At 58.7% G+C, this 26,349-nt stretch carries 19 protein-coding genes; 7 read left to right on the top strand and 12 right to left on the bottom strand.

Annotation, left to right across the window (positions count from 1 at the left end):
- Positions 1–38 precede the first annotated feature (38 nt).
- Complete coding sequence (mltF, locus tag JOE32_RS12415) at positions 39–1,499, top strand: membrane-bound lytic murein transglycosylase MltF (RefSeq protein WP_209984488.1); 1,461 nt, start codon at positions 39–41, stop codon at positions 1,497–1,499.
- Positions 1,500–1,581: 82 nt separating this feature from the next.
- Here the strand turns inward: mltF and JOE32_RS12420 are convergent, their stop codons facing one another.
- From JOE32_RS12420 to treP, 5 genes are all read right to left on the bottom strand, one after another.
- Positions 1,582–1,857 carry a PTS transporter subunit EIIB gene (locus JOE32_RS12420; protein ID WP_209984492.1) on the bottom strand — a complete coding sequence of 92 codons (276 nt, stop codon included), beginning with the start codon at positions 1,855–1,857 and terminating at the stop codon, positions 1,582–1,584.
- 2 nt (positions 1,858–1,859) lie between these two features.
- A complete protein-coding gene (ptsP, locus tag JOE32_RS12425; protein ID WP_209984494.1) occupies positions 1,860–4,391 on the bottom strand; it encodes a phosphoenolpyruvate--protein phosphotransferase in 2,532 nt (843 codons plus the stop codon).
- 34 nt (positions 4,392–4,425) lie between these two features.
- Entirely contained in the window at positions 4,426–5,646 is a 1,221-nt protein-coding gene (locus JOE32_RS12430) for a carbohydrate porin (RefSeq protein ID WP_209984497.1), read from the bottom strand.
- Positions 5,647–5,706: 60 nt separating this feature from the next.
- Positions 5,707–7,365 carry an alpha,alpha-phosphotrehalase gene (gene treC, locus JOE32_RS12435; RefSeq protein WP_209984501.1) on the bottom strand — a complete coding sequence of 553 codons (1,659 nt, stop codon included), beginning with the start codon at positions 7,363–7,365 and terminating at the stop codon, positions 5,707–5,709.
- Positions 7,366–7,484: 119 nt separating this feature from the next.
- Entirely contained in the window at positions 7,485–8,927 is a 1,443-nt protein-coding gene (gene treP / locus JOE32_RS12440) for a PTS system trehalose-specific EIIBC component (RefSeq protein WP_209984504.1), read from the bottom strand.
- A 253-nt stretch (positions 8,928–9,180) separates the two neighbouring features.
- On the opposite strand from treP, the gene treR reads away from it, so the two are divergent.
- A complete protein-coding gene (gene treR, locus JOE32_RS12445) occupies positions 9,181–9,885 on the top strand; it encodes a trehalose operon repressor (protein WP_209984507.1) in 705 nt (234 codons plus the stop codon).
- Between the two features lie 16 nt (positions 9,886–9,901).
- Here the strand turns inward: treR and JOE32_RS12450 are convergent, their stop codons facing one another.
- Together JOE32_RS12450 and JOE32_RS12455 are read right to left on the bottom strand one after the other, a co-directional pair.
- Positions 9,902–11,137 (bottom strand): type II toxin-antitoxin system HipA family toxin, encoded by a 1,236-nt coding sequence (locus tag JOE32_RS12450; RefSeq protein ID WP_209984509.1) that lies wholly within the window; start codon positions 11,135–11,137, stop codon positions 9,902–9,904.
- A complete protein-coding gene (locus JOE32_RS12455) occupies positions 11,130–11,375 on the bottom strand; it encodes a helix-turn-helix transcriptional regulator (RefSeq protein WP_209984513.1) in 246 nt (81 codons plus the stop codon). The genes JOE32_RS12450 and JOE32_RS12455 overlap by 8 nt, the downstream gene beginning before the upstream one ends.
- A 584-nt stretch (positions 11,376–11,959) precedes the next feature.
- On the opposite strand from JOE32_RS12455, the gene JOE32_RS12460 reads away from it, so the two are divergent.
- From JOE32_RS12460 to JOE32_RS12470, 3 genes are read left to right on the top strand one after another with little or no spacing between them, the layout of a single operon-like run.
- The gene (locus JOE32_RS12460) at positions 11,960–12,454 is read left to right on the top strand and encodes a type VI secretion system tube protein Hcp (protein WP_003421943.1); all 495 of its coding nucleotides are present in this window, start codon (positions 11,960–11,962) and stop codon (positions 12,452–12,454) included.
- 11 nt (positions 12,455–12,465) lie between these two features.
- Positions 12,466–13,314: an RNase A-like domain-containing protein gene (locus JOE32_RS12465; protein WP_209984517.1), complete on the top strand. Its 849-nt coding sequence runs from the start codon at positions 12,466–12,468 to the stop codon at positions 13,312–13,314.
- A 10-nt stretch (positions 13,315–13,324) separates the two neighbouring features.
- Positions 13,325–13,693: a hypothetical protein gene (locus JOE32_RS12470; protein WP_209984520.1), complete on the top strand. Its 369-nt coding sequence runs from the start codon at positions 13,325–13,327 to the stop codon at positions 13,691–13,693.
- 499 nt (positions 13,694–14,192) lie between these two features.
- Here the strand turns inward: JOE32_RS12470 and JOE32_RS12475 are convergent, their stop codons facing one another.
- The 5 genes from JOE32_RS12475 to JOE32_RS12495 all read right to left on the bottom strand — a co-directional run bounded on the left by JOE32_RS12475 (position 14,193) and on the right by JOE32_RS12495 (position 23,696).
- Positions 14,193–18,815 (bottom strand): ATP-binding protein, encoded by a 4,623-nt coding sequence (locus tag JOE32_RS12475; protein WP_209984522.1) that lies wholly within the window; start codon positions 18,813–18,815, stop codon positions 14,193–14,195.
- A 144-nt stretch (positions 18,816–18,959) separates the two neighbouring features.
- Positions 18,960–20,537, bottom strand: coding sequence for a glutamine-hydrolyzing GMP synthase (gene guaA, locus JOE32_RS12480; protein WP_003238499.1), 1,578 nt, complete (start codon positions 20,535–20,537; stop codon positions 18,960–18,962).
- Between the two features lie 126 nt (positions 20,538–20,663).
- On the bottom strand, positions 20,664–22,133 hold the full coding sequence (gene guaB / locus JOE32_RS12485; protein ID WP_003238496.1) for an IMP dehydrogenase: 1,470 nt from the start codon (positions 22,131–22,133) through the stop codon (positions 20,664–20,666).
- 105 nt (positions 22,134–22,238) lie between these two features.
- On the bottom strand, positions 22,239–22,787 hold the full coding sequence (locus tag JOE32_RS12490) for a sugar ABC transporter ATPase (RefSeq protein ID WP_209984525.1): 549 nt from the start codon (positions 22,785–22,787) through the stop codon (positions 22,239–22,241).
- 141 nt (positions 22,788–22,928) lie between these two features.
- Complete coding sequence (locus tag JOE32_RS12495; RefSeq protein WP_209984528.1) at positions 22,929–23,696, bottom strand: sulfite exporter TauE/SafE family protein; 768 nt, start codon at positions 23,694–23,696, stop codon at positions 22,929–22,931.
- A gap of 98 nt (positions 23,697–23,794) precedes the next feature.
- On the opposite strand from JOE32_RS12495, the gene xseA reads away from it, so the two are divergent.
- Both xseA and JOE32_RS12505 read left to right on the top strand, forming a co-directional pair.
- Complete coding sequence (gene xseA, locus JOE32_RS12500) at positions 23,795–25,174, top strand: exodeoxyribonuclease VII large subunit (RefSeq protein ID WP_209984530.1); 1,380 nt, start codon at positions 23,795–23,797, stop codon at positions 25,172–25,174.
- Between the two features lie 3 nt (positions 25,175–25,177).
- Positions 25,178–25,999 carry a M23 family metallopeptidase gene (locus tag JOE32_RS12505; RefSeq protein ID WP_209984533.1) on the top strand — a complete coding sequence of 274 codons (822 nt, stop codon included), beginning with the start codon at positions 25,178–25,180 and terminating at the stop codon, positions 25,997–25,999.
- Positions 26,000–26,349 lie beyond the last annotated feature (350 nt).

The raw sequence follows: 26,349 nt of genomic DNA on the forward strand, positions 1-26,349 counted from the left end.
AGATATGGCGCCACGGGCCGTTTGCGTATACTGCGCAGATGTTCTCCCCAACTGCTTTGCGCCCGCGATGCGCCAAATGGCTGCTCGCAACCGGACTCTTCCTGATGCTCAGCGCCTGTGTTGACAAACCCAGCACGCTCGAACGAATCAAGGAGGATGGCGTATTGCGGGTGATCACCCGGAACAGCCCCGCTACTTATTTCCAGGACCGCAACGGTGAAACCGGTTTCGAGTACGAACTGGTCAAGCGCTTTGCCGATGACCTGGGCGTGAAGCTCGAGATCGAGACCGCCGACAACCTCGATGACCTGTTCGGCCAACTGGGCAAGCCCAACGGCCCGGTGCTCGCCGCCGCAGGCCTGGTGCGCAGCGAGCCGCGCCAGCAGCAGGTGCGCTTCTCCCATCCGTACCTGGAAGTGACCCCGCAGGTCATCTATCGCAATGGTCAGTCACGCCCGACCAACGCGGCGGACCTGGTGGGCAAGAAGATCATGGTGCTCAAGGGCAGCACCCACGCCGAACAACTGGCGGCGCTGAAAAAACAGAACCCTGCCATCGAATATGAAGAATCCGACGCCGTCGAGGTGGTCGACCTGTTGCGCATGGTGGACGAGGGGCAAATCGACCTGACCCTGGTGGACTCCAACGAAGTGGCGATGAACCAGGTGTACTTCCCCAATGTGCGCGTGGCCTTCGACCTTGGCGATGCCAGCAACCAGAGCTGGGCCGTGGCCGCAGGCACCGACAACAGCCTGCTTAACGAGATCAACAGCTACCTCGACAAGGTGGAAAAGAACGGCACCCTGCAGCGTCTCAAAGACCGTTATTACGGGCATGTGGATGTACTCGGCTATGTCGGCGCCTACACCTTCGCCCAGCACTTGCAGCAACGCCTGCCCAAATACGAGAAACACTTCCGGGCCTATGCCAAGGAAGAAAAGGTCGACTGGCGGCTATTGGCGGCCATCGGCTATCAGGAATCGCTGTGGCAGCCGGCCGTCACCTCCAAAACCGGCGTGCGCGGCCTGATGATGCTGACGCAGAACACGGCCCAGGCGATGGGCGTGTCCAACCGCCTGGACGCCAAACAGAGCATCATGGGCGGCGCCAAGTACCTGGCCCGGATCAAGGATGAGCTGGACGACAAGATCGCCGAGCCGGACCGTACCTGGTTCGCCCTCGCCGCCTATAACGTGGGCACCGGCCACCTGGATGACGCGCGGATCCTGGCGAAGAAGGAAGGCCTGAACCCGAACAAGTGGCTGGACGTGAAAAAAATGCTGCCGCGCCTGGCGCAAAAGCAGTGGTACAGCAAGACCCGCTACGGTTATGCCCGCGGCGGTGAACCGGTGCACTTCGTGGCGAACATCCGGCGTTACTACGACATCCTCACCTGGGTGACCCAGCCGCAGCTTGAGGGCAACCAGGTGGTGGAAGGCGACCTGCATGTGCCGGGCGTGGACAAGAGCAAGCCGCCGGAAGACAACCCCAAACTCTGAGCACAGTACAAAACCAATGTGGGAGGGGGCTTGCTCCCTCCCACACTTGGATCTCCATTGCTGGCTGGATCTGCATTCGGGCTTAAAGGCCGGTGATCAGGTGTACGACACCGTCTGACAACACCACCGCTGGCACCCCTGCTGCCTTTAACGCCGCCTCATCCAACCGCCCCGCCTCCTGCAGTTGCACCCTCACCCGCGTCAGCGCCACCCGTTGCTGCGACTTGAGGTTATCGGCCCCGCCCAATGCACTCAGCACCTCGGCCGACAACAGCCCCGGTACCGGCGCGGCGTCCGTCTCGGCGATCAGGTCCGGGGTCAGCGCCTTCCAGAACGCCTGCTTCAGTTTATCCAACATGCTCAGTTCTCCCGCACAGGTGAGGTGTCGACGCTGTCCGCGTGAAATTGGCGCAGGGCCTCGCGCACATGGGCGGCCTCTTCCAGGCCCAGCACTTGGCGGGCGATAAGCTGGCAGTCGGTCAGCGCCCGCTCACGCACCGTGGCCTTGATGGTGGGAATAAGCGGCACGCTGACCGACAGCTCGTCCACCCCCAGGCCGATCAACAGCGGCACCGCCAACACTTCGGACGCCAATGCGCCGCACACGCCTACCCACTTGCCGTGGGCATGGGCGGCCTTGACGGTGCTGGCGATCAGGCGCAGCACTGCCGGGTGAAAGCTGTCGGCCTGGCGGGCCAGCCGGGGGTGGTCGCGGTCCATGGCCAGGGTGTACTGGGTCAGGTCGTTGGTGCCGATGGAGAAAAAATCCACATGCGGCGCAAACACATCCGCCATCAGCGCGGCGGACGGCACTTCGATCATGATGCCCAGCTTGGGCAACTCACTCAGGCCCAGCGCCTGCGCCTCCTCCTCCAGCATCTTGCGCGCCAGGTGCAGCTCCGACAGCAGGCTGACCATCGGCAACATGATATGCAGCCGCGCCAGCCCGGCACTGGCGAGGATCGCTCGGAACTGTTCGCGCAACAGCTCGGGACGCTCCAGGCACAGGCGAATGCCGCGTAAACCCAGAAACGGATTGGCCTCGGCTTCCATTGGCACATAGGCCAGCGGTTTGTCGCCGCCAACGTCAAGGGTGCGCACCACCAGGCTGCGCTCGGAACCCAGGGCACGGGCGATGGCGCTGTAGGTGTCCGCCTGTTCCTCGGGGCCGGGCGCGCGGTTGCGGTCCAGGTAGAGAAACTCCGAGCGCAGCAGGCCGACGCCCTCGCCGCCCAGCGTCAGGGACTGCTGTACCTCCTGCAACGAGGCGACGTTGGCGGTGATGTCGATGCGGTGCCCATCACGTGTTGTGGCAGGCGCTGACGCCTGCGCCATGTCCCGCTCACGCCGCTGCAGTTGCTGTTCGCGCTCGGTTTGCAGTGCTTCGATTTCGGCCAGGTCAGGCGCCAGGTGCAACTCGCCCTTGTCGGCGTCGAGCAACACCTGCATGCCGTTGGCCAGGGCCAGCACCTGCATCGGCACGCCACACAGTGACGGCAGGCCAAGGGCGCGGGCCAGGATCGCGACATGGCTGGTGGCACCGCCGCCGACGGTGACAAAACCCAGCACTTTGCCGGTATCCAGGCTGGCGGTTTGCGACGGGGTGAGCTGCTCGGCGATCAGGATGGCGCGCTCGGGCAATTCCCAGGCGCTGTCCTGAACGCCCAGAATCAGCTTCAGCACACGCCGGCCGACATCGGCCAGGTCCGTCGCCCGCTCGGCGAGCAGCGCATTGCCCATGCCGAGGAACAGTCTGGCGGTTGAGGTGGTGGCGTAGTTCCAGGCGTACGCGGCGCTTTTGCCCTTGGTGAGCAGACCATGGGCCTGCTCCAGCAGGGTGGGGTCGTCGAGCAGTTCCTGATGGGCGCGGAAAATCTGCGCCTGGGCACTGCCGGCCGCCTTGTCCTGGAGCGCCTGCAAGGCTTCGGCGGCGGCCAGCAGCGCACGGGTGAGCGTTGCGTGTTCGGCCGAGGTGCCGGCGCCGTTTTCGGTGATGTGCAGCGCCGGTTCAGCCACTTGAAACACTTGGCCAAACGCCGAACCCGGTGACGCGCACACGCCGCGCAGCAAGGTCGCCGACGCATCGGGCGTGGCCGCTTGCGCTGGCTGCGGCGCAGTCTTGACGGTCTCGCCGCAACCCTGCGCCAACAAGGTGACCAACGCCTTGATCGCCGCGTCGGCATCCTCCCCTGTCGCGCTGACCTGCAAGGTATCGCCCTGCACGGTTTGCAGCGCCATGATCGCGACCAGGGACTTGGCGTTGGCGCTTTGGGTTTGCTTGTGCAAGTGAACGGTGGCCTTGAAGCCTTTGGCCGTCTGCGCCAGCACCGCCGCCGGGCGCGCGTGCAGACCGTTGGCATTGGGCAGGGCCAGCGGCTCGGAGAACACGGCATTGCCCTCGTCCCTGCCGATTACCTCATCTGCGTCGGCGGGCGACACCTGCATCAGTGGCTGTCCCACCGCGACCGTGTCGGCGTCCGGCGCCAGCAGCACAAACGGCTCGCCGCTCGCCACCAGCACCAGCGTGAGCAAACTGCGGGCATTGAGCGCCACGTAATCGGCATCGAACTCGATCAGTGCTTGCCCGGCCTCCACCCGCTGGCCCTCCACGACCAACCGGGTGAAACCCTTCCCGGCCAGGTGCACCGTGTCCAGGCCAATATGCATCAGTACCTGCACACCGTTGTCGTCGGTGACGCTGACGGCGTGCCCGGTGTCCTGGATATTGCTGATGACCCCGGCGAACGGCGCGCAGAGGGTTTGCGAAGTAGGGTCGATGCACAGCCCATCGCCAATCATGCGGCTGGAAAATACCGGGTCGGGTACCTGCTCCAGCGCCAGCAGCACCCCGGACAGGGGCGCCAGCAGTTCCAGGGGTTTGGATAGGGTCATGCCTTCACCTGTTGTTTTTTGAGTGGGTCCGCGTTCATTTCCACCAGTATTCAACCTGCACCCCCACGTTCGAACCATGCTGCGCGCTGCCGTAGGCACCGGTGTCGGACAACGCCGAACCGGCCGCCAGTTCATTCGCCGCACGCTTGGCCGCCGCGTTCCAGGTCGCATACGTGTAGTACAAACGCACCTCCGGCCGCGCCCAGAATTCCGGGCCCTTGGGCGACCAGGTCGGGGCGAAGGTGAATTTGCTCAGCTTGCGCGTCCCGCCGGCGGCGTCGACCTGATCATGGCCGAGTTCGGTGACCAGTTTGAATTGTTCAGTGAGCGCATACGCGGGGCGCACGCCGATGGACATCCAGGTCTGGTCCTGGCTGCCGGGGCGAATGTCCTTCTGGTACACCGCCTCGACCTGCCCACCGAAACGCGGAGTCACCTGCCAGTCGAAGAACTCGACGGCGCGGTAACTTTTGCTGCTCTTGTCGAGAAAGGTGTTGCCGGTGTAGCCCAGGCCCGTGCCGGGGCCTTCGCCGTATTGCAGGGCTAATTTGTTCTTGCCGCCCAGAAAGCCCGTTTGCACATGCTGCGCCGTCAAGGCCCAGCCGCTGTTGGTGTCGCGCCCACCGGCCCTGGCGATGTAACTCAAGCCCAACTCCAGCTCGCCGCCGGGATTGGTGTTGAAGCCGGCGACGTTGAAGTCGTGGCGGGTGGCGTATTCCTTCTGGTACAGGTTGTCCTTGCGCGACAGCGCGTAGCTGTACTTGAGGCCGCCGATCAGCACGTCCTCGATACCGCCGCCGGTGGCGCTCTGGTTCCAGTAGTAGAAGTCGGAAATATGGATGTCGTTACGTTTGTAGTAACGCCGCCCGGCCCACAGTGATCCGCCGTTAAGGGCGGGCAGGTTGGACCACTGCGCATACAACTGCGGCATGCGCGCCGAGCCGTTGTCTTCGCCCTGAAACGTGAGGGCGCGGTCATATTTGTTGTACAGCGACGCCATCGCATCGACGCTGAGCACCGAGCCATCGTCGAAGGTCAGCAGGTCCTGGCGCAGTTCCAGTTCGCCGTATTGCTCGCATTCGTTGCCCAAGCGGTATTTGGTCTGCGCACCCGGCAGTTGGAAGCATTGCTGCTTGCCACTGCCCGTAGACGTCCCCACGCCACTGCGCAAATAACCGGAAAATTCCAGCGCCTCGGCGCCGAACGGCAGGCCCAGACAGGAAGCAACGAGGCCCAGCTTTATGGTTGTTTTCATGACGCACTCCACTCATTTTTTATTATGGTTTTGAAGCGCCCCCGCATGCCCATGCAGGGGTTACAACGAGGCTGATTCCTTGAGGTGCAGCACAAAGGATTCATAAGGACGCAACGCCACAGAGCCCGTAAGCGCCGGGCAATCGGGGTAGTTGCTGATCAGCAGGCGTTGCTCGCACGCCGCATTGATCACGTACTCAGGCAACTGGATGTCGCAGGGCTGGCCGTAAAAATTGTTGACCACCAGCAGGCGTTCGCCGTGGCCTTCGCGCAGGTAGGCCCAGACTTGCCGATGGCCTTGCAGCAACTCGCAGTAAACGCCTTCCTGGATCAGCGGTTCGCGGCGGCGCAAGGCGATGAGTGCGCGGTAATGATGCAGCACCGAGTGCGGGTCATCCCGCTGGCAGTCGACGTTGATCTGCGCCGCATTGGCCGGGATGCCGATCCACGGTTCGCCGCTGCTGAAGCCGGCGTTCGCCGCGCTGCTCCATTGCATTGGCGTGCGCCCGTTATCGCGGGACTTTTGCATGATCGCCGCCATGCTCGACGCCTCGGACTCACCGGCGTCACGCTTGAGGCGGAAGATATTCAGGGTCTCCACATCGCGATACTGCTCGATCCGGTCGAACCCCGGATTGGTCATGCCCAGCTCTTCGCCCTGGTACACAAACGGCGTGCCCTGCAAAAAGTGCAGCGCGGTGGCGAGCATCCTCGCCGAGACCACGCGATGTTCGCCGTCGTCACCAAAGCGCGAGACCACCCGCGGCTGATCATGGTTACACCAGAACAGCGCGTTCCAGCCGCCGCCGGCCTGCATGCCCAGTTGCCAGTCGGAGAAAATGCGCTTGAGCTGCAAAAAATCGAAGTCGGCCTGCACCCACTTCTGCAGGTTGGGGTAGTCGACTTTCAGGTGATGAAAATTGAAGGTCATCGACAGTTCTTTCGACTCCGGCCGCGAGTAGCGGATGCAGTGCTCGAGGCTGGTGGATGACATCTCGCCGACGTTGATCAGGTCGTGGCCTTCGAAGACTTCGCGGTGCATTTCCTGCAGGTACTGGTGCACGTTCGGGCCGTCGGTGTAGAAGCGCCGGCCGTCGCTGCTGTCTTCGGGGAAGTCGGCGGGCTTGGAGATCAGGTTGATCACGTCCAGGCGGAAACCGCCCACGCCCTTGTCGCGCCAGAAGCGCATCAGCTTGAACACCTCGGCGCGCACTTTGGGGTTGTCCCAATTGAGGTCGGCCTGGGTGTGGTCGAACAGGTGCAGGTAGTACTGCCCGGTCTGCGCCTCGTACTCCCAGGCCGAGCCGCCGAACTTGGATTCCCAATTGTTCGGCTGGTCGCGCCAGATGTAGAAGTCGCGGTACGGATTGTCGAGGCTGCTGCGCGCCTGCTGGAACCATTCGTGCTCGATGGAGGTGTGGTTGACCACGATATCGAGCATCAACTTGATGCCGCGTTTGGCCGCTTCGCCGATCAGCAGCTCGCAGTCGGCCATGGTTCCGTAGCTGGGGTCGATGGCGTAGTAATCGCTGATGTCGTAGCCATTGTCGCGTTGCGGCGAGCGCAGGAATGGGGTGATCCACAGGCAGTCGACGCCCAGCCACTGGAGGTAATCGAGCTTGTCCACGATGCCGAGCAGGTCCCCGGTGGCGTTACCCGCGTGGCTGTGGAAGCTTTTGGGGTAGATCTGATAGATCACCGAGTGTTGCCAGTTTTGCATGGTGGGTTCCTTCAGTAGAATTTTGTGCCGTAGATGAGGGACTCATTGGGAGCAAGCCCCCTCCCACACTTGAACTGCATTCCAACTGTGGGAGGGGGCTTGCTCCCGATAGCGGCAGGTCAGGCAACCCTGTACCCGGGCCGAACGATCTTCATGCTCAACACGCAGGTCAAAACAAACGGCACGACCATCGCGATCACCATGCCCACCACAAACACCGGGATGGCACTCGGCACGATCGAGATAAACCCGGGCAACCCGCCCACGCCGATGGCCGACGCCTGGACCTTGTTCAGCGCGAGGAAAATGCTGCCCAGGGCCGAGCCCAGCAGCGCTGCATAGAACGGAAACTTGAAGCGCAGGTTCACACCGAACATCGCCGGCTCCGTGATGCCGAAGTAGGCGGAAATCGCCGAGGTCGAGGCCATGCTTTTGTCTCGCGCGTTGCGGGTCATGTAGAACACGGCCAGCGCGGCGCTGCCCTGGGCCAGGTTGGACATGACGATCATCGGCCAGATAAAGGTGCCGCCCTGGGTGGAGATAAGCTGCAGGTCGACGGCGAGAAACATGTGGTGCATGCCGGTGATCACCAGCGGCGCATAGAGCAGGCCGAAAATCGCGCCGCCGAGCATGGGCGCGATCTCGAACAGGGTGACCAGGCCTTCGGTGATCAGGATGCCGAGGTGACGCGTCACCGGGCCGATGATCGCCAGGGCCAGCACGCCGGTCACCACGATGGTGGTGATCGGCACCACCAGCAGTTGAATGGCATTCGGCACCCGCGCGCGCAGCCATTTTTCGATCACGCTCATCACAAAGGCCGCCATCAGGATCGGCAGAATCTGCCCCTGGTAACCGACCTTTTCGATCCGGAACCAGCCGAAAATATCGAAGTACGGCAGGCTCTGGCCGTCGAGCCCGGCGACGGCCTTGCCGTAGTTCCAGGCGTTGAGCAGATCGGGATGCACCAGCATCAGGCCGAGCACGATGCCGAGAATTTCACTGCCGCCGAACCGCTTGGCCGCCGACCAGCCGACCAGCGCCGGCAAGAACACGAACGAGGTGTTGGCCATCAGGTTGATCAGGCTCCACAGCCCGTCCAGGTTCGGGTAGGCCTCGAGCAGGGTCTGGCCCTCGATGAACATGCCCTTGGCGCCCATCAGGTTGTTAATGCCCATCAGCAGACCGGCGATGATCAGCGCAGGCAGGATCGGCATGAACACATCGGAGAACACCCGCACCAGACGCTGCATGGGGTTGGTCTTGTCGCCGCCGGCCTTCTTCACGTCGGCGATGGTCGACGCCGCCAGGCCGGTCAGTTCGCGCAGGGCGGCGTAGACCTTTTCCACTTCGCCGGGGCCGATCACCACCTGGAACAGGCCGCCGGTGAAGAACGACCCCTTGACCAGATCGACCTGGTTCAAGGCGCTGACCTTGACCAGGGCGGGGTCCTTGAGCGCCAGGCGCAGGCGCGTCACACAGTGGGCGGCTTGCTCAAGATTGTCGCGCCCGCCGAGGTTGTCGAGGATCTCGCGGGCGATGCTGGAATAGTCGTGGCTCATGCTTGTGGTATCCACTTTGATTTTTTTATTGGGGGGCAGCCATTGGCAGCACGCCGAGAACAAACCTACTCGTACAGACGAGTTATAGCAATAACTCGTCTGTACGAGTTACATAATGTTTGATTTTCCGAATTTGTAGTCAGGCATTTCTGATCATCCGCCCGCGCCCAATGGACAAACCCCACCTCTGCCACTAAGGTTCCTGCCTTGAACGCGCCGTTCATCTTCATAAAGCCGGCACAGAGCCATCCCCATGAGCAAATACAACCAGATCTATACGGATCTGCTTGCCAGCATCACCACCGAACGCCTGCAGCGCGGCACGCGCCTTCCCTCCGAAACCGAATTGATGGACAGCTACCAGGCCAGCCGAGGTACCGTGCGCCGCGCCATCGAGCAATTGCAGGAGCGCGGATTCGCGCAAAAAATCCACGGCAAGGGCACGTTCGTGCTCTCGCCCAACCCCATCGAGTTTCAACTGGGCGGCATCGTCAGCTTCCATGAAACCCACGCCGATCTGGGCGATGACGTGCACACCGACGTCGTCGAGTTCACCCAGTTGCCGCTTGAAGGCTCACTGCTGCAACACTTCGAAGCCGAACCCGGCACGTTGATCACCCGCATCAAACGGGTACGGCGCATCGGCGGCAAACGGGTGATCCTCGATATCAACCACTTCATCGCCGACCTGATCCCGGGGCTGGATCGCTCGATTGCCGAACAGTCGATCTATGCGTTTATCGAAGAAAAGTTACAGCTGCAGATCAGCTACGCGCAGCGCACCATCGAAGCCCTGCCCCGCAGCAAGGACGACCAGGCGCACCTGGACCTTGATGGGCAGAGTCATGTGATTGTGGTGAGTAACCAGACGTTTTTGCAGGATGGGCGGCAGTTTGAGTACACCGAGTCGCGGCATACGTTGGATAAGTTTTATTTTTCGGATGTGGCGCGGCGGTGAGCGTAACCCGGGAGGATCACTGCACTGCGATACTCTTCGCCAGTCCTGCTGCCCAGGCAGCGCTCATCCTCTCCCCTACCACCTCGAACTCTGGGTGAGTGCGTCGGTATTCGGAAAGCTCCGACATCGCGCGGGTCATGCCGTCATGCACCCTGGCCAACAGTTGGTTGCACCGAGACTCTGTCAGCCCGCACGAACTTCGCCCGAACTGGACCAGCATCTTGCGCTTTGGCCAGGCCTTGGAACCGCCGAGCAGCAACCCCATGATGTCGTTGTTGCTGTACACCGTGGTGGTCACCAGATCGTAAGCAGGGGCGAGCCAAACGTCCGCGTCCTCGGCGCAATTCTCATACAACAGACCGAAGTTTTTCAGGGGCGCATCGCCGTTCTGGATCCCGGCAGAAAGCGCCACCATCAGAAAGAAATCTTCCAGTGCCCTGGTGACACGACTGGGCGTGACAAATGACCTGATCAGCTTCGCACACCCCTGATAGCTGCCGTCGTATTTCCTGGCGGTTCCCCATCCCGATAGAACGCACATGTCCTCAAATCCGAGGTAGGCGCTTGCACCAATGTCGAACCGTTTCACCACCAGGAACTTCCCCTGCTGGCTGAGCTGAAACTCAGGCACCTCCAGGCCGCAATGAAACGCGGCCCGCATGCAGAAAAACTCATTGGCAGCCAATTGTGAAAAGTCAGATTCATTGAACGCCTTCACCAGATGCGTGGCGCCCTTGTGCGTGAGACGCTCAATGCCAGAGGTTGTATCGTCAAAATCACGTACCAGCACCTTGGGTTGAACACCCGACACCCCGGAATAGGCCGCATAGGTTTTCAGAAGATCATCAAACAGGTCTTTCGCCCCGTCATAGACCAGCAACTCTGAGAGCTTGACCCCAGGCAGAGACTCGTCACCCGCACCGTGGGCAACGCTGATACGACCAAGCTGGTGCGGACCCACGATACCCAGCAGGGTAAAGTCGTCAAAGCCGCGTACCGACTTGTTGAAACGTCGCACAAGTTCGTTCTTGAGATGCCCTTCGGGGATATGCATCTCGAACAACGGGTGGACTCCATACTTCCAGTTGTAGCTCTCCAAGCGCACGGGCATGGTCAAGGAAACAGCATTCTCTTGAGCAACCTCTTCGTTATACGAGAACACTGAATCACGCCGGTCTTCTTCACCGCGCCCGAGCGTTCCAGCAGACATGCCACCAGCGCCGATATACAACCGGTCACGTTGACTAGTCATGGATGCCCCCTGATTTCAGTTCATCGAGAGTCTTGCGATGATGCCTTGGTACGGCAGTCAACTCATAGCCCAATCCCTCCAGGATCGCCGCGACCTTACGAATCCCGACTTCCGGGATGGTGTCGTTCTCGATTCCCGAGATAGTGGCGCGACTCATGCCGTGCCGCTGCGCGAGTTGGGCCTGTGAAAGACCGGCGGCCTTGCGCAGACTTTTGATCAGCGTACCTAAATCGGCCATATCAAAATGCATCCCATACAATGCAAAAATAAAAAATAGCGAGTTAATGCACTATATACGATGCAAAAAACTTCGAATAGCGCTTTATGTTGATACGCTTCTCGATTGAAGGCTGACATCCCGAAAATACAAAACCCCGGTACCAGGCCGCAATGCTGTTCACTTAAGAAAAAACGGCGCTTACCCCGAAATGGGAAAGCGCCGTTTTCTTGAGCTTCACCTCAGTACCAAAGATCAAAAACCTTCGGTCTGTGGCTTAAGTGAACAGCATTGCGGCACCAGACCGGGGTTTTGTCATCAACACTCACCTGCTAGCGCAGGATCATTTCCACTCTATTATCAATGGAAGATTAAATCCCATTTAAATCAACCAGTTATAAATAAATAAAATTCACACACCATGAAATATACCATCCAGTGTATGAATGATGCTCGCACGTCTCCAAATCAGAAACGCCGGTCGATTGGCAAGGCTCATGATCACCCTTCAACGTCCGACAGCCCAAGCACATGCCGGGCTGGCAGTTCGAGCTGAAATTCAGTTAGTGTTCTGACCTGATTTTTTGAAAAGCAGGGAGCTAAGCATGTCATTTGATGCATTTATGAAGGTTGATGGGGTTGAGGGTGAGTCGCTGGACGATGGGCACAAAGGTTGGATTGAGCTGCTTTCCTATCACTACGACGCCATGCAGTCCATCAGTCAGACAGCCAGCTCCAGTGGCGGTGCTACCGCTGGAGGTGTTTCCCTCGGGGATTTTCAGATCAGCAAGTACATTGACCGTGCCACTCCTAAGATATTTGAGCTTTGCTGCACAGGCTCGCATATCAAAACCGTGACAATTCGAGTCCATCGGGCAGGAACAGAAAAATTCAAGTATTTGGACATCGTGCTTGAAGAGGTGCTGATCGCATTGGTCAGCGGACAAGGCGCAGAAAACTCCGGCTTCCCTGTCGAAGTCGTAACCCTGAATTACGGGCGCATTAAATTCGAATACACGCAGCAAAGACGTTCAGATGGCGGCAGTGCCGGTATCGTCTCGGGCGGTTGGGACCGGACCGCTAAAAAGCCTTTTGCGTAAGGAAACGCGTCATGTCTGACTTTGAGGATGGAGATTTTCGCGTTGCCCTCAGCTTCGCACAACTAGCTGCTATCTTAACGCAAGAGTCGCTTACGCCTGCGGAGATAAGGTCAAATCGTATATTTGGAAGCCTTCGGCTGGTCGGCGGAATCATTGAACTTGCTGGTTCTGGCGTATTATGTGCATTACCTGAGCCAACGATGATTTCAAAAGTCGGGTGCGTGGCCATGGGCGTTCATGCATCTGACCAGCTTTCTGCAGCTACCACGCAAATCGTTACGGGCAGGCAAACCGATTCATATGCATTCAAAGCCGGGGCAACTGTTGCAGAGGTATTGGGGGCTTCAAGAACAACTGGTCAAGTAATTGGCTTGGCCACCGAGTTTGCGGTTCCTCTTACCACTGCTTCGCTTTATAACGCTTTTCGAGCTTCATCAGTAAGAGCAGGACGCATATCCGTTATTACTAGTGAAAAACCACTTCAAGCGCCTAAAAAACTGGGCGGTGGGCATACAATCTTAAAGCACGTCGATAAAAATATAGAAAATTTGAAAACACGATTTGCATCAAAAAAAGTTCACATCTCATCTACATTTTATGATCTAGAAACGGCAGAGTGGGCGGTAAGCCAAGTTCTACAAAGAAACAGACTTAAAATATTAATGCAATCTAAAGCCAGGCTTATCCTTAAAGAAAAGCGACTTGAGCTTTCGACAACTTTGGAAAAACCCATTGGCTGGGGTATAAAAAGAGAAGCGCCCAACACCACAATAAACATGTCAAAAGTAACAGTAGTGATTAAATTTGTTGAGTACAACCATATGCCATACTTCATAGTAACTGCCTTTCCATCAATATGAGACTAGAGTTATGGCATACGGGTTAATAATTGACTTCATTTATGATGTGGGTGAGGGTGTCGGGGAGTTCCTACCAGATGATGAGAAGGCGCAGTTTACGCCTTTGAGCCTGGACCAAATAGTTAAGAGCTACATTGATGAACGCAACCTGCTTAATGTCTTCTTCCTAAAGAGACAAATCAAAAGATATATCAAAAATCACATGACCTCGGAAGGTTTGGAATATGTAGACCCCCCGTTCGGGCAAGAAACATCTTTCGTTGAAGATTATTTTGATGGAGATCTGCATGTATTTTTAACGAATGTTGTAAGTTTGTTTGATAAAGAATACGAAGTCCGCGCACAAAAATTTTTATCAAAATTTACAAGGCAGGGTTGAGAAAGTGTTCCATACCGGCAATTCAGCTCCTGACCACATCTGCAAAATTAACACTCTCGATACCATGCCGGCATTACTAATGCCGAACATGGTATCGAGGCACTTCTCTGCTGATACCAACCATGCGCACCATGAAAAACGAGATTGATGACCTAGTAAGCATCACTATCTAGTTTTATTTTTCACAAAAAATCAAATAGATGACAATAAGCCCTACTCCCACTCTATTATCAATAGGCACATATAAACCCTTGGAACCGCACTTTTTAAAGAAAATTCTATTTCGAGACCATGAGAAATACCATACGGGAAACTCTCTTGAGGGTGATATCGCTAGGAAACACCTACCCAGGGCAACGCCGGTATAAAGCTGCCGCATCAACACCGGAATCCGGAGAACATCAGCCCATAATCGAATCGGGCGACCGATTGGGATATCGTCTCATCCAAGCTGTGGGAGGCCAGGAAGCGGACGGGTTGAGCGGATACGGCTTGGGCCTTAACAGCGCAGCGCAAATGCTGCAGCGTCCTCTGCGCCGTGAACCTCAGCGTCAAGCAGGCGCTCGTAGACCGTCATCGCACGAGTTTTGATCTCTATTGGTGAACGCTGAAGTGCAATCACAAGCCCTATAAATTCGCCGTCGTACAACCCTCCAATGGTCCTATCTGGCGATGTACGTGCAAGCTCAGTTGCAGCCTCTGCGATTTCAAGCACCAGCATTTCAAAGCCTGGATAAAGCAACAGGTGCTGAAGCGAGCGTACAAACAGCAGCCCCATCGATTCTCTGAGCAGATCAATATTTACTGCAACAGAAGCCAGCAGGGCTCGCGTCATCTCATCGGGAGGTAATCGCTCGCCACGATCTACAGCTGTAGATAGAGCATGAGCCTCGAACCCACTGACAATGCTGGCGACATAAATGAGGTAGGCATGCGAGCGGCTTCGAATATCGAGATCAAGTTCACCCCACCCCGCTGCAGCCGCAAATAACACGCCAGACCTGGCAGAAATATCATTCCCGGCCATCACCGCTTCGACTATCTCGCCCATCCCACAAGAAGCAGCGCTATCGACAATCACGCTAGCAGCAGAGAACTCACCACCAATCTGCCTAAGCTTATGATCTCTATGACTGAGCCAGAAGTTGACAATTTCCTGCTGTACGCTCGTATGCATGCGAACGCGCAGGCGCCACAACGACTGGACTACAGCTGCATCTTCAAACGCCGCTGGAAACCTCCGCCAAATCGCCTCAATCAGTTCGCCCACTCTTGCCGCGTCCGCCCACCAAAGTTCATGCGACCTGAACATTAGGATCGCACTCCAAACCTCGGGATCTTCAGGATGAGTAACGTGTAGCTCCAATTCCGCGAGCCAACCATCACAATCCACGCCGTCACGATGGAGATATCCCGCTGCGATCGCTGACAGCAGGGTGAAATTGCGCTGAGGGAGAAAATGCAGCCCGCCGCCCCGGCCGAATAGCATGGCCTCAGGGCGTTGATCTGGTTTCTCATTCCGCTCACGATTGGATTTGTTTAACTCGGCATGACGTACTGTTTCTGCAGCCAGCACATTGGGGTCGCGCTGCAGCCAGCCCTTGAGCAACTCGATGTCACGACCCTCAAGACCTTTCAGGCGTTTAGCGAGTACCTCCATGGCGCTGGCAACATCGTGGCGAAAGCTAGTCGACGAAAAACCACGGGATTGGGCATCCCAAATCAAAGTTTTTTGTGTCTGAGCGTCAACTGCCTCAACCGCCGACAACTCCCTAATCGCGGCGCCCGTAACCCGCTCGTGCAGACCTGGTTGTAAACGCGGAATGATACGAAGAACACGATCTGGGAACGACTTCGCAAACGCGGCAAAAGCCCGAGACAACTCAGTAACACCGCCCTTCAGCCAGTGTTTCGGGTGCTCATGACGGCCAGTATGGTCGTTTACTGCAACGAACATTTTGATAATCGCATCGTCACTGGCTTTCGCCATCTGATCGTGGCTCATGGGTGATCCAACGAACTGCGCCATCCTCCGACCGCCACGCTTTGCTTTTAGCGTGGGCTGTTCGACCTGCCACTCCTCAACTTGCCTACGACGACGGGGCGTCAGCACGTGCACAGGTAGTTCGGCAAGTAAACGCAACCTCCGCTCATCAGACCAACGGAGCAATTGCCTTCTATGGGCAGGATCTTGCTCTTCCTGTAATTCTTCCCCCCAAGGCTCCCAAGCCTCGATGTAATCGCGAATCCGCTCAATATCAGCGAGAGAGAGGTAGGGAGTGATCTGGGCAATCAGTGTGCTTGACGACCAACCGCAGATCACGTGGCCGACACTTCTTTCATCGTCGAACGTGTCGCTACCTAGATGAAGACGCCGCTGATCGGCCAGGAGAAACGCGAACGCATACTCAGCAAATACAACCGAGTTCGCCGCCAGGGTATCGGCCACTAGCGACTGGACCTCGTCAATTTCTACAGCAACAAAAGTAGCAAGCAAGGTGCGCACACCTGGCGGGTCAGAAACTGCTGACTCTTCGAGCACACTCCGCAGAAGCTGCGTCAAATGCCCCTCGCCAGAATCATATTTCCAATCGTATGGACCAGATATCGATTGCGGATACCGATGCCCGGGCCGCCCATCACCAACCTCTCGCGATACCACCCCGACAAACCAAGGCAGGAGTCGTTCGGCACAATAGAGCGGTGCGGCTGCCGCAATCTTTTCAACACCATACACCTTGATGCCATTGTGCCGATCCGCAGGCTGCTGCTCAGCCCAAAATGAGATGAGATCCAAAGCAACGCGGGTATTACCGTTCTCATGCAAAGTCTTGGCGTAATGGGATATCGCCCAATCTGCCAACGTCGTTCGATTAAAGATCGTACGGACATGGGCGATTGCACGGTCGGTCGCAATACCAGAACGCTCAAAGAGACTAAACACGTCTCCGTCATGTGAAGTATCCGACCAATAGCGGTCGACCAGATCCATAACTTGGCTCGAGTCCTCAGCAACTTCTCGAACGAGCAGCATGGTCGCATTCCAGCGATGCTTTTCGTCCTGTAGAAGAAAAGGAAGGAGCGGCAGTATCCCTGACCTCCAGCATGGCCATCTTATCGCTACCTGCCTGAATGCCCGATTCGCAAGTGCATGATCGTTACGCGCCATCCAATCGACCCAAGCAATATCACTTACGCTCGGATCATCAGCACTCGCCAAATAATCGGCCACAAGATGGCGCAGATGTCTGCGTGTCTTGGGGTTTGGTAGCAACAAGCGAATAGACACCTCATAGGAAGCCATATCAACCCGTCGCATATGCTCAAGGCCGCGCAAAACTGTTCCCCGCGCAAATAACCCTTCCTGGCGACTCCATGCGTAATCAGCCAACTCCTGTGCGGTTCGGAGTGTCTTAGCCTGGAAATCATCGAGCCATGACTGATGACTGAATCCAATGCTGGCGTCTTCACGGATGACGATGCCAATCGACTCGGCCCAACGCAGCATCTCGCTGTAGTCCGGGTCATAGTAAGCGGCCGGCCGCCAGAGGCTCTCATACTGCGTCATGTCAGCCGCGAGCTGGCGCAAGAACGCCAGACACGAAGCACGCGCGGGCCCTACAGGTAGTTTTTTGTCGAGCCATCGATCAAGTAAGTTTGCTGCCGTAAAATCCGCAGGACTCAAGCCAGATTTGGCAAGATCAACGTATATACCGAGAGCAAAAGGTGTACGCAGCGCCTCTTTGAGACTATCCGGCACGACACTGGAGTCGATACCGAGCTCACCAAGCAGTGTGGATATCCGCTCGAACGGAGGAAGAGTAAGTAGTAATTCATCCGCATCAAGCAACCTAAATCGAGCGTCGAACTTCGCCTCAAATGGTCGCGAAGAAACGATGACGTGAATGGGAAGTTTATTACCCTCTTGACCGTCTGCCTCCTGTAGCCGAGACGCAAGACGAAGTAAGACCTGCATGCGCTGTGAACTCTGGTCCATCACTTCACTGACAGCGTCAAGCTGATCAATGATCAGCACAACCGGGGCTTCAACCGCCAGCGAGAGAAGCTCCTGTTCGATATCACCTGACATACCAAGATCGCGAGCGAGGTCGACGAAATTCACAATATTAGGGCTAAGCATGTCGGCCTTTATCGCTAGCACAATCTGGCCGCGGGCTTTGAGGGCACAATACAGCTCAGCGAGAAGTGCTGACTTCCCAGTCCCTGCTCCTCCCACGACCAGCGTGGAGCCTGAAGGATGCCGATTGATCCGCTGGATCAGATCGTCGAACTCTGGTCGCTCTATATGCTGCCCCCAAATCAGTTGAGGCCAGTCGGCCAGACCGCGCGACCCGCGCGTGATGTCTTCCTCAACATCAGCTCTGGTGAATGTTTGTGTGCTCTTTGAGACCAAGCCAACTGCAGCGAACCTAGCTTCAATCATGGCCTCGGCATCCTCCACAGCCACGACAAGTTGAACTTTGAAAAACCGCTGACGGACAGCAGGGATGCACTCAAGTAACGCGTCGAGGTCAACTGGTCTAAGAAGCTCATATTTCAGGTTCTTCAGGGCCGTCCTGATGCCTGGCATGACAGCCTCGATCTTCAGCATCGAGAATGCTTCATACTTTTTAATTACATCGGTAGCCAGACCTAAAAGCTCTGTTTCATTGGCGGTTAGCCAAGTCTGTGGCGCATCGAAAAAATCGGTTGTAGTGCTGGCAGGATCCGAAGCAAGAGCAAGAATAAATCGGAAACCGGCCGGGTCCGGCATAAGCGCCGGCTCAAGAACGACATTCAGAAGGAACTTGATTACCTCACGGAGCGTGTCCGGCCGAGTGAAACCAGCTTTAACCTTTTTGCACTGAATAAGCCCAACCGGCAGCTCATCCTTCGTGAGCCAAACATCCCGCCCCTGGTCAGCTCCTGTGACCATCAAACGAGCATTGCTGTACCACGGCAAATCAGACGCACGCCCTCTATAGATGCTGTACAGGAGGAGCTCAAAATCAGCGTCCGTTAACGCAAGATAATTTGCTCTATCTGGTCCCACGCGCCCTTCGTCCAAGGCTTCGACGTGAGCGTATGCAACGTCAATCTCATCATCTGTGAGGAGTTTCATTCTGGTCTTCCGTGTTTGAAAATATCCAGCTACCGACGAGAGCTGCCACTAACACAATGCGGCTCTTTCAATAGCGAGAATAAGCCATTCGCTCGGGCATGAAAAAACCGGCAAAAGCCGGTTTTTTCATGCCTCACTGTGGGCTCACTCCCACTCAATCGTCGCCGGCGGCTTGCTCGACACGTCATACGTCACGCGCGAGATACCCTCAATCTCATTGATGATCCGCCCACTGACCGTCTCCAGCAGCTCATACGGCAGGTGTGCCCAACGCGCGGTCATGAAGTCGATCGTCTCCACTGCACGCAGTGCCACAACCCACGCATAACGACGGCCATCGCCTACCACGCCCACCGATTTCACCGGTTGGAACACCACGAATGCCTGGCTCACCTTGTGATACCAGTCAGCCTTGCGCAGTTCTTCGATGAAGATGTGGTCGGCGCGACGCAGCAGGTCGGCGTATTCCTTTTTCACTTCACCCAGGATACGCACGCCCAGGCCCGGGCCCGGGAATGGGTGGCGGTAGACCATGTCGTACGGCAGGCCGAGTTCCAGGCCGAGGCGGCGGACTTCGTCCTTGAACAGTTCGCGCAGCGGCTCGACCAGCTTGAGGTTCATTTCCTCGGGCAGGCCACCCACGTTGTGGTGGGACTTGATCACGTGGGCCTTGCCGCTCTTGGCGCCAGCCGACTCGATCACGTCAGGATAGATGGTGCCCTGCGCGAGGTACTTTATGTTGTCCAGGTGCTTGGCCTGGGCATCGAAGACGTCGATGAAGGTGCGGCCGATGATCTTGCGCTTCTTCTCCGGGTCGGACTCGCCAGCCAGGTTGTCGAGGAACTGGTCCTCGGCGTTGGCGCGAATCACTTTGACGCCCATGTTCTCGGCGAACATGGCCATCACTTGCTCGCCTTCGTGCAGGCGCAGCAGGCCGTTGTCGACGAACACGCAGGTCAGTTGGTCGCCGATGGCCTTGTGCAGCAGTGCGGCAACCACGGAGGAGTCGACGCCACCGGACAGGCCGAGCAGCACGTTGTCGGTGCCGACCTGGGCGCGCACGCTGGCGATGGCGTCTTCAGCGATCTTGGAAGGGGTCCACAGGGCTTCGCACTGGCAGATGTCGAGGATGAAGCGCGACAGGATGCGCCCGCCCTGCTTGGTGTGGGTCACTTCCGGGTGGAACTGCACGCCGTAGTAGCCGCGTTCGTCGTTGAACATGCCGGCAATCGGGCAACTCGGGGTGCTGGCCAGGATGTGGAAGTCTTCCGGCAGTTTGGTGACCTTGTCACCGTGGCTCATCCATACATCGAGGCCGAACAGGCCGTCGGCGTCGATGTGGTCTTCGATGCCGTCCAGCAGGCGGCTCTTGCCGACCACGTCGACGCGGGCATAACCGAATTCACGCAGCTCGGACCCTGCCACCTTGCCGCCCAACTGCTCGGCCATGGTCTGCATGCCGTAGCAGATCCCGAAAACCGGCACGCCCAGGTCGAATACCGCTTGCGGGCAGCGCGGGCTGTCGGCTTCGTGCACGGACTCGGGGCCACCGGCGAGGATGACGCCTTTGGGCGCGAAGGCGCGGATCGCGTCGTCATCCATGTCGAACGGGTGCAATTCGCAGTACACGCCGATTTCACGCACGCGGCGGGCGATCAGTTGGGTGTACTGGGAACCGAAGTCGAGGATCAGGATGCGGTGGGCGTGAATGTCGAGGGCCATAGGAGAAACTCTGAAGAGCAGTTGCAAGCTTCAAGCTGCAAGCTGCAAGTAATCGGGGGCTGCGCGGAAGCTGCATCAACACAGCCCCGCTTGCAGCTTATAACTTGTGGCTTTTAGCTGTCGGCATCAGCCGACCCGATAGTTCGGCGCTTCCTTGGTGATCTGCACGTCGTGGACATGGGACTCAGCCATGCCGGCGCCGGTGATCCGTACGAACTCTGGCTTGGTGCGCATTTCTTCGATGTCGGCGCTGCCGGTGTAGCCCATCGAGGAACGCAGGCCGCCCATCAGTTGATGGATGATCGCGCTCAGGCTGCCCTTGTACGGCACACGGCCTTCGATACCTTCCGGGACGAGTTTCTCGGCGCCTGCCGAGGAGTCCTGGAAGTAGCGGTCGGACGAGCCCTGCGCCTGGGACATGGCGCCCAGCGAACCCATGCCGCGGTAAGCCTTGTAGGAACGGCCCTGGAACAGCTCAACCTCGCCCGGGGCCTCTTCGGTACCGGCGAACATCGAGCCCATCATCACGCAGGACGCACCGGCCACGATGGCCTTGGACAGGTCACCGGAGAAGCGGATGCCGCCGTCGGCGATCAACGGGACGCCAGTGCCTTCGAGGGCTGCGGCGACGTTGGCGATGGCGCTGATCTGCGGCACGCCCACACCGGCGACGATCCGCGTGGTGCAGATCGAGCCAGGGCCGATACCGACCTTGACCGCGTCGGCGCCGGCTTCGGCCAGGGCCTTGGCCGCAGCGCCGGTGGCGATGTTGCCGCCGATCACCTGCACGTCAGGGAAGTTCTGCTTGACCCAGCGCACGCGGTCGATCACGCCTTTGGAGTGACCGTGGGCGGTGTCGACCACCACCACGTCAACGCCGGCAGCTACGAGGGCCGAGACGCGGTCGCCGGTGTCTTTACCGGTACCGACCGCCGCGCCAACACGCAGACGACCCTGGTCATCCTTGCTGGCCAGCGGGTAAGCCTTGGCTTTTTCGATGTCGTTGACGGTCATCATGCCCTTGAGGGCGAACTTGTCGTCGACGATCAGCACGCGCTCGATGCGGTGCTTGTGCAGCAGCTCGCGCACATCGTTCTTGTCGGCGCCTTCCTTGACGGTGACGAGGCGCTCTTTAGGCGTCATCACTTCACGGACGGTGACTTCAAGACGGTTCTCGAAACGCACGTCACGGGAGGTGACGATACCGACCAGGTCGCCATCGTGCAGCACCGGAACGCCGGAGATGTTGTGCATGCGGGTGAGGTCGAACAGGTCACGCACGGTGGCGTCGGCTTCGATGGTGATCGGATCTTTCACCACGCCGGCTTCGTAACGCTTGACCTTGCGCACTTCGGCAGCCTGCTGCTCGATGGTCATGTTCTTGTGGATGATGCCGATGCCGCCTTCCTGGGCCATGGCAATGGCCAGACGGGCTTCGGTGACGGTGTCCATGGCAGCGGAAACCAGGGGAATATTCAGCTCGATGCCACGGGTTAGGCGGGTCTTGAGACTGACTTCGTTAGGAAGCACCTCGGAATAACCGGGCACTAGGAGAATGTCGTCGAATGTCAGAGCTTCTTGGCTGATACGCAGCATCGCGGGGGCTCCCGAGCGGGAAAATGGAAGCGCGCCATTATACTCAGACACCCCTCAGGTCTCAATGTAAAACTCTGACATATTTGGGAATACGGATAGGAGGGGTTACAGCTCGACCCTGACCCAGGCGATCTTCTGGTCCAGCCAATCGGCGAACTCATCGATAAAGCTCTGTTTAAACCCCGCCTCCGCCCAGTTGTTGAAGATGAAACCCAGGTTGGAAAACCCGCATTCCTGCAGGAACAGAAAGCCGTTGATGTCATCTTCATGCCCACACAGCGGGCAGGTGAAGTTGTCGGTGTGGCCGGGCATCCAGTCTTCCAGGCTCTCGAACAGCGCCTCGCCGATTTCCTTGAGGCATTGCGGGCAACCGGCTTCTTCGAGAAAGCCCTTGGCCGGGGTATAGATACAGCGCTTGTAGATGATCTCCAGCCCGTTGATCGGCTCGTTGAACGGCAGCGCTTCGGGGTGCAGCACCACGGCGCGGGCGCCGTCGGCCAGGCCGTAAGCCATGCGGTTGCCGGTGCGGCCACAGGTGGTGAGTTCTTCCTTGATGATGTTCTTGCGCACCAGCCAGCGCACGATCGCCCGTGCGCGGGGTTCGTGGACGGGCAAGGTGGAGATTTTCGGGACAAGGATGCTTTGGGAGTTCATTGGAGTCCTGCGGTGTGGCGGCTGACGCCATCGGGAGCAAGCCCCCTCCACCTGTTGATCGGTAAATGCATTCAAATGCGGGAGGGGCTTGCTCCCGATGAGGCCCTGAAGGCAGGCAGCTTAATCCCTGCCCCGCACAGGTCAAGTGCTCAAATACCGCCCGATCAACGCAAGGCCGCTCGCCAGCACCAGCCACGTCCCCCCCCTCACAAACGCCTCGCGGGACAGGCGCATGGTCAACCGGCGCCCGAACCACAGCCCCAATCCCATCGCGGGCAACAGACACAGCGCCAACAGCAACAGCGGCCAATCCGCATAGACCCCGGCCAGCAGAAACAGACTCAAGCGCACCAGCGTACTCGCGCTGATCAGCGCACGTTGAGTGGCCCGCGCCTGTTCCTTGGGCAGCCGGCTGTTCAGGTAGATGGCATATAAAAAGCCGCCACTGCCGAACAACGCGCCGAACAGCCCACCGACAGTGCCCATAGGCACCGACCAGCCCGCCGCCAGTTGCGTCGGACGCGCCTTTACCAGGAGGCTGTAAATCGCGTAGGCGCTGATGAACAGCCCCATCAACAGCAGCAATAAATCCGAATGCAGGTTGAGCAAAAACACCACACCCAGTGTGCAACCAATAGCCATGCACGGCAGCAGCCGCAACAGCTCCGCCGTGTTCACCTCGCGCCGGGTGTGCAGCAGACCGCCGAACGCGGCGACAAAATCCAGCAGCACCAGCAGCGGGATGATCTTCGACAACGGCATGAACAGCAGCAGAATCGGCCCCGCGATGAGCGCCGTGCCGAACCCGGCGATGCCGAACACGACGTAGGCCAGCACCACACCCAGGCCAATGACCAACCAGTCCATCCCGTTAAAAGACCAGTGGTTCAACAGTTCGATTGCAGTCATGCAGGCTCCTTGCTCATCGCCGTCCCTCAGCATAGTGCAGCCGCTCATGTGCACAAGGCCGTGGTGATTGCCCCGGGAATACCTATAAACTGCCGCCCATGATTAAAGACCCGTTTGCCCGCCTGGGCCTGGACCGCGAAGTCCTGACTGTCAGCCAGCTCAACGGCCGCGCACGCGTGTTGCTGGAAGACGTGTTCACCAACATCTGGGTTGAGGGCGAGATCTCCAACCTCGCCCGCCCGGCCTCCGGCCATGTGTACTTCACCCTCAAGGACAGCGGCGCGCAGGTGCGTTGCGCGCTGTTTCGCAACAATGCCGCGCGGGTGCGCCAGGCATTGAAGGATGGCCTGGCGGTGAAGGTGCGCGGCAAGGTCTCGCTGTTCGAGGGCCGTGGCGACTACCAGTTGATTCTCGACACGGTGGAGCCGGCCGGCGACGGCGCGTTGCGCCTGGCGTTCGATGCGCTGAAGGAAAAGCTCAGCGCCGAAGGCCTGTTCAGTGCCGAGCGCAAAGTACCGCTGCCGATGCATCCACGGCGCATCGGCATTATCAGTTCACCCACCGGCGCGGTGATTCGCGACATTATCAGCGTGTTCCGCCGCCGGGCGCCGAACATCGAGCTGACCCTGATTCCCACCGCCGTGCAAGGTCGCGAAGCCATCCCGCAGATTGTGCGTGCACTCAAGCGCGCGGACGCACGCGGGTTTGACGCGCTGATCCTGGCCCGGGGCGGCGGTTCGCTGGAGGACCTGTGGTGCTTCAACGAAGAAGCCGTGGCACGCGCGGTGGACGCATGCGTCACACCTATCGTCAGCGCGGTCGGCCATGAAACCGACGTGTCGATCTGTGACTTCGTCGCGGACGTGCGCGCCCCTACCCCCTCCGCCGCAGCCGAATTGCTTGCCCCCGACGCCAGCCACCTGGTGCGTCAGGTGGAAAACCTGCATCGCCGCCTGGTGATGCTGATGCGCAACCGCCTGCGCCATGACCGCCTGCGCCTTGAGGGCATGGCCCGACGCCTGCGCCATCCCGGCGAACGCCTGCGTCAGCAGGCCCAGCGTCTGGATGACCTCGATATGCGCCTGCGGCGCGCCTTCGAGCGCAGCCTCAATACCCGCCGCGAGCGCCTGATTCGCCTGGAGACGCGCCTGGCCGGCCAGCACCCGGGCCGCCAACTGGCCCTGCTGCGCCAACGCCTGGACAGCCTGGCCGAACGCCTGCCCCGCGCCATGCGCGAAGGCCTCAAGGCACGCCGTCTGCAGTTGCAAAGCCAGGTGCAGACGCTGCAGGTGGTCAGCCCGTTGGCGACGCTGGGCCGCGGCTACAGCATTCTTCTGGACGAGCGCGGCCAAGCCATTCGCAATGCCGCGCAAACCCACACCGGCCAGCGCCTGACCGCACGCCTCGGTGAAGGCCAATTGCAAGTGCGGGTGGAAGACAACCACCTCACCCCTGTCACCCTTTCGCTACTGGATTGATCGATGCCACGTCTTCTGAGCCTGCTGATGCTGTTGTGCCTCGCGTGCAACGCCCACGCCGACAGCTACATCACCCGAACTCTGAACAAACCGGTGCCCGGCGGCGTTGCGGTGGTCGACCTCGGCCCTGCGGCCGCCGCGCCGAAAGCCAGCTACCAGGGCAAGCCGGTGCTGGTGGTGAAGGAGCAGGACAACTGGCTGGCGATTGTCGGCATCCCGCTGACGGTCAAGCCGGGCAACGAGCGCATCAGCAGCGGTGGGCGCAGCCTGCCGTTCATCGTGGGTTACAAGAAGTACCCGGAACAGCGCATCACCCTGAAAAACAAAAGCCAGGTCAACCCCGAACCCGCGCAGCTCAAGCGCATCGAGGGTGAACTGGCGGTGCAGCTCAAGGCCTATCGCAGCTTCAGCCCCACGGTGCCGAGCAATCTGGTACTGGACAAACCGGTCAACGGGCCGCTGTCCAGCCGGTTCGGCGTGCGCCGTTTCTTCAATGGAGAAGAACGCAACCCCCATTCGGGCCTGGACTTCGCCGTACCGGCCGGCACGCCGATCAAGACGCCCGCCAATGGCAAGGTGATTCTGGTGGGCAACTATTTCTTCAACGGCAACACCGTGTTCGTCGACCATGGTCAGGGCTTTATCAGCATGTTCTGCCATATGTCGAAGATCGATGTGAAAGTCGGCCAGCAACTGGTGCGCGGGGCGGTGGTGGGCAAGGTCGGGGCGACGGGCCGGGCGACCGGGCCGCATATGCACTGGAATGTCAGCCTCAACGATGCGCGGGTAGACCCGGCGATCTTTATCGGTGCCTTTGAGCCGTAGTCAGCCTGCGAGACATTTTTTTAGCCCTTGAAGCAGCAGGGCTCTCCAGACTACGGAGTGCTTCAGCATGCTCTTACATTTACTGCGGAACCCCGACACGCCGAGAGCTCACTTATCCAGCAAGTTACAGGGAACGTGACCCACATCCTTTCAGGCTAGTTGGAGACATGTTCCGTGCTTACGTCCCTCAGTTCACAACCTATCCAGTTACTTCCCCCTGCGCCAGCACCGGCTCTGACGCTTGCTGATACACGTCCTGCAACCGAAAGAGAGACAGATCAACCGCCCTCGGAACCTGATTCGCGGCACTCGGGAAACGGTCTTAATGCGCTGATAAAACCTACGGTAAT

It is taken from the genome of Pseudomonas sp. PvP025, assembly GCF_017832155.1.
In the GTDB taxonomy this organism is placed as follows: Bacteria; Pseudomonadota; Gammaproteobacteria; order Pseudomonadales; family Pseudomonadaceae; genus Aquipseudomonas.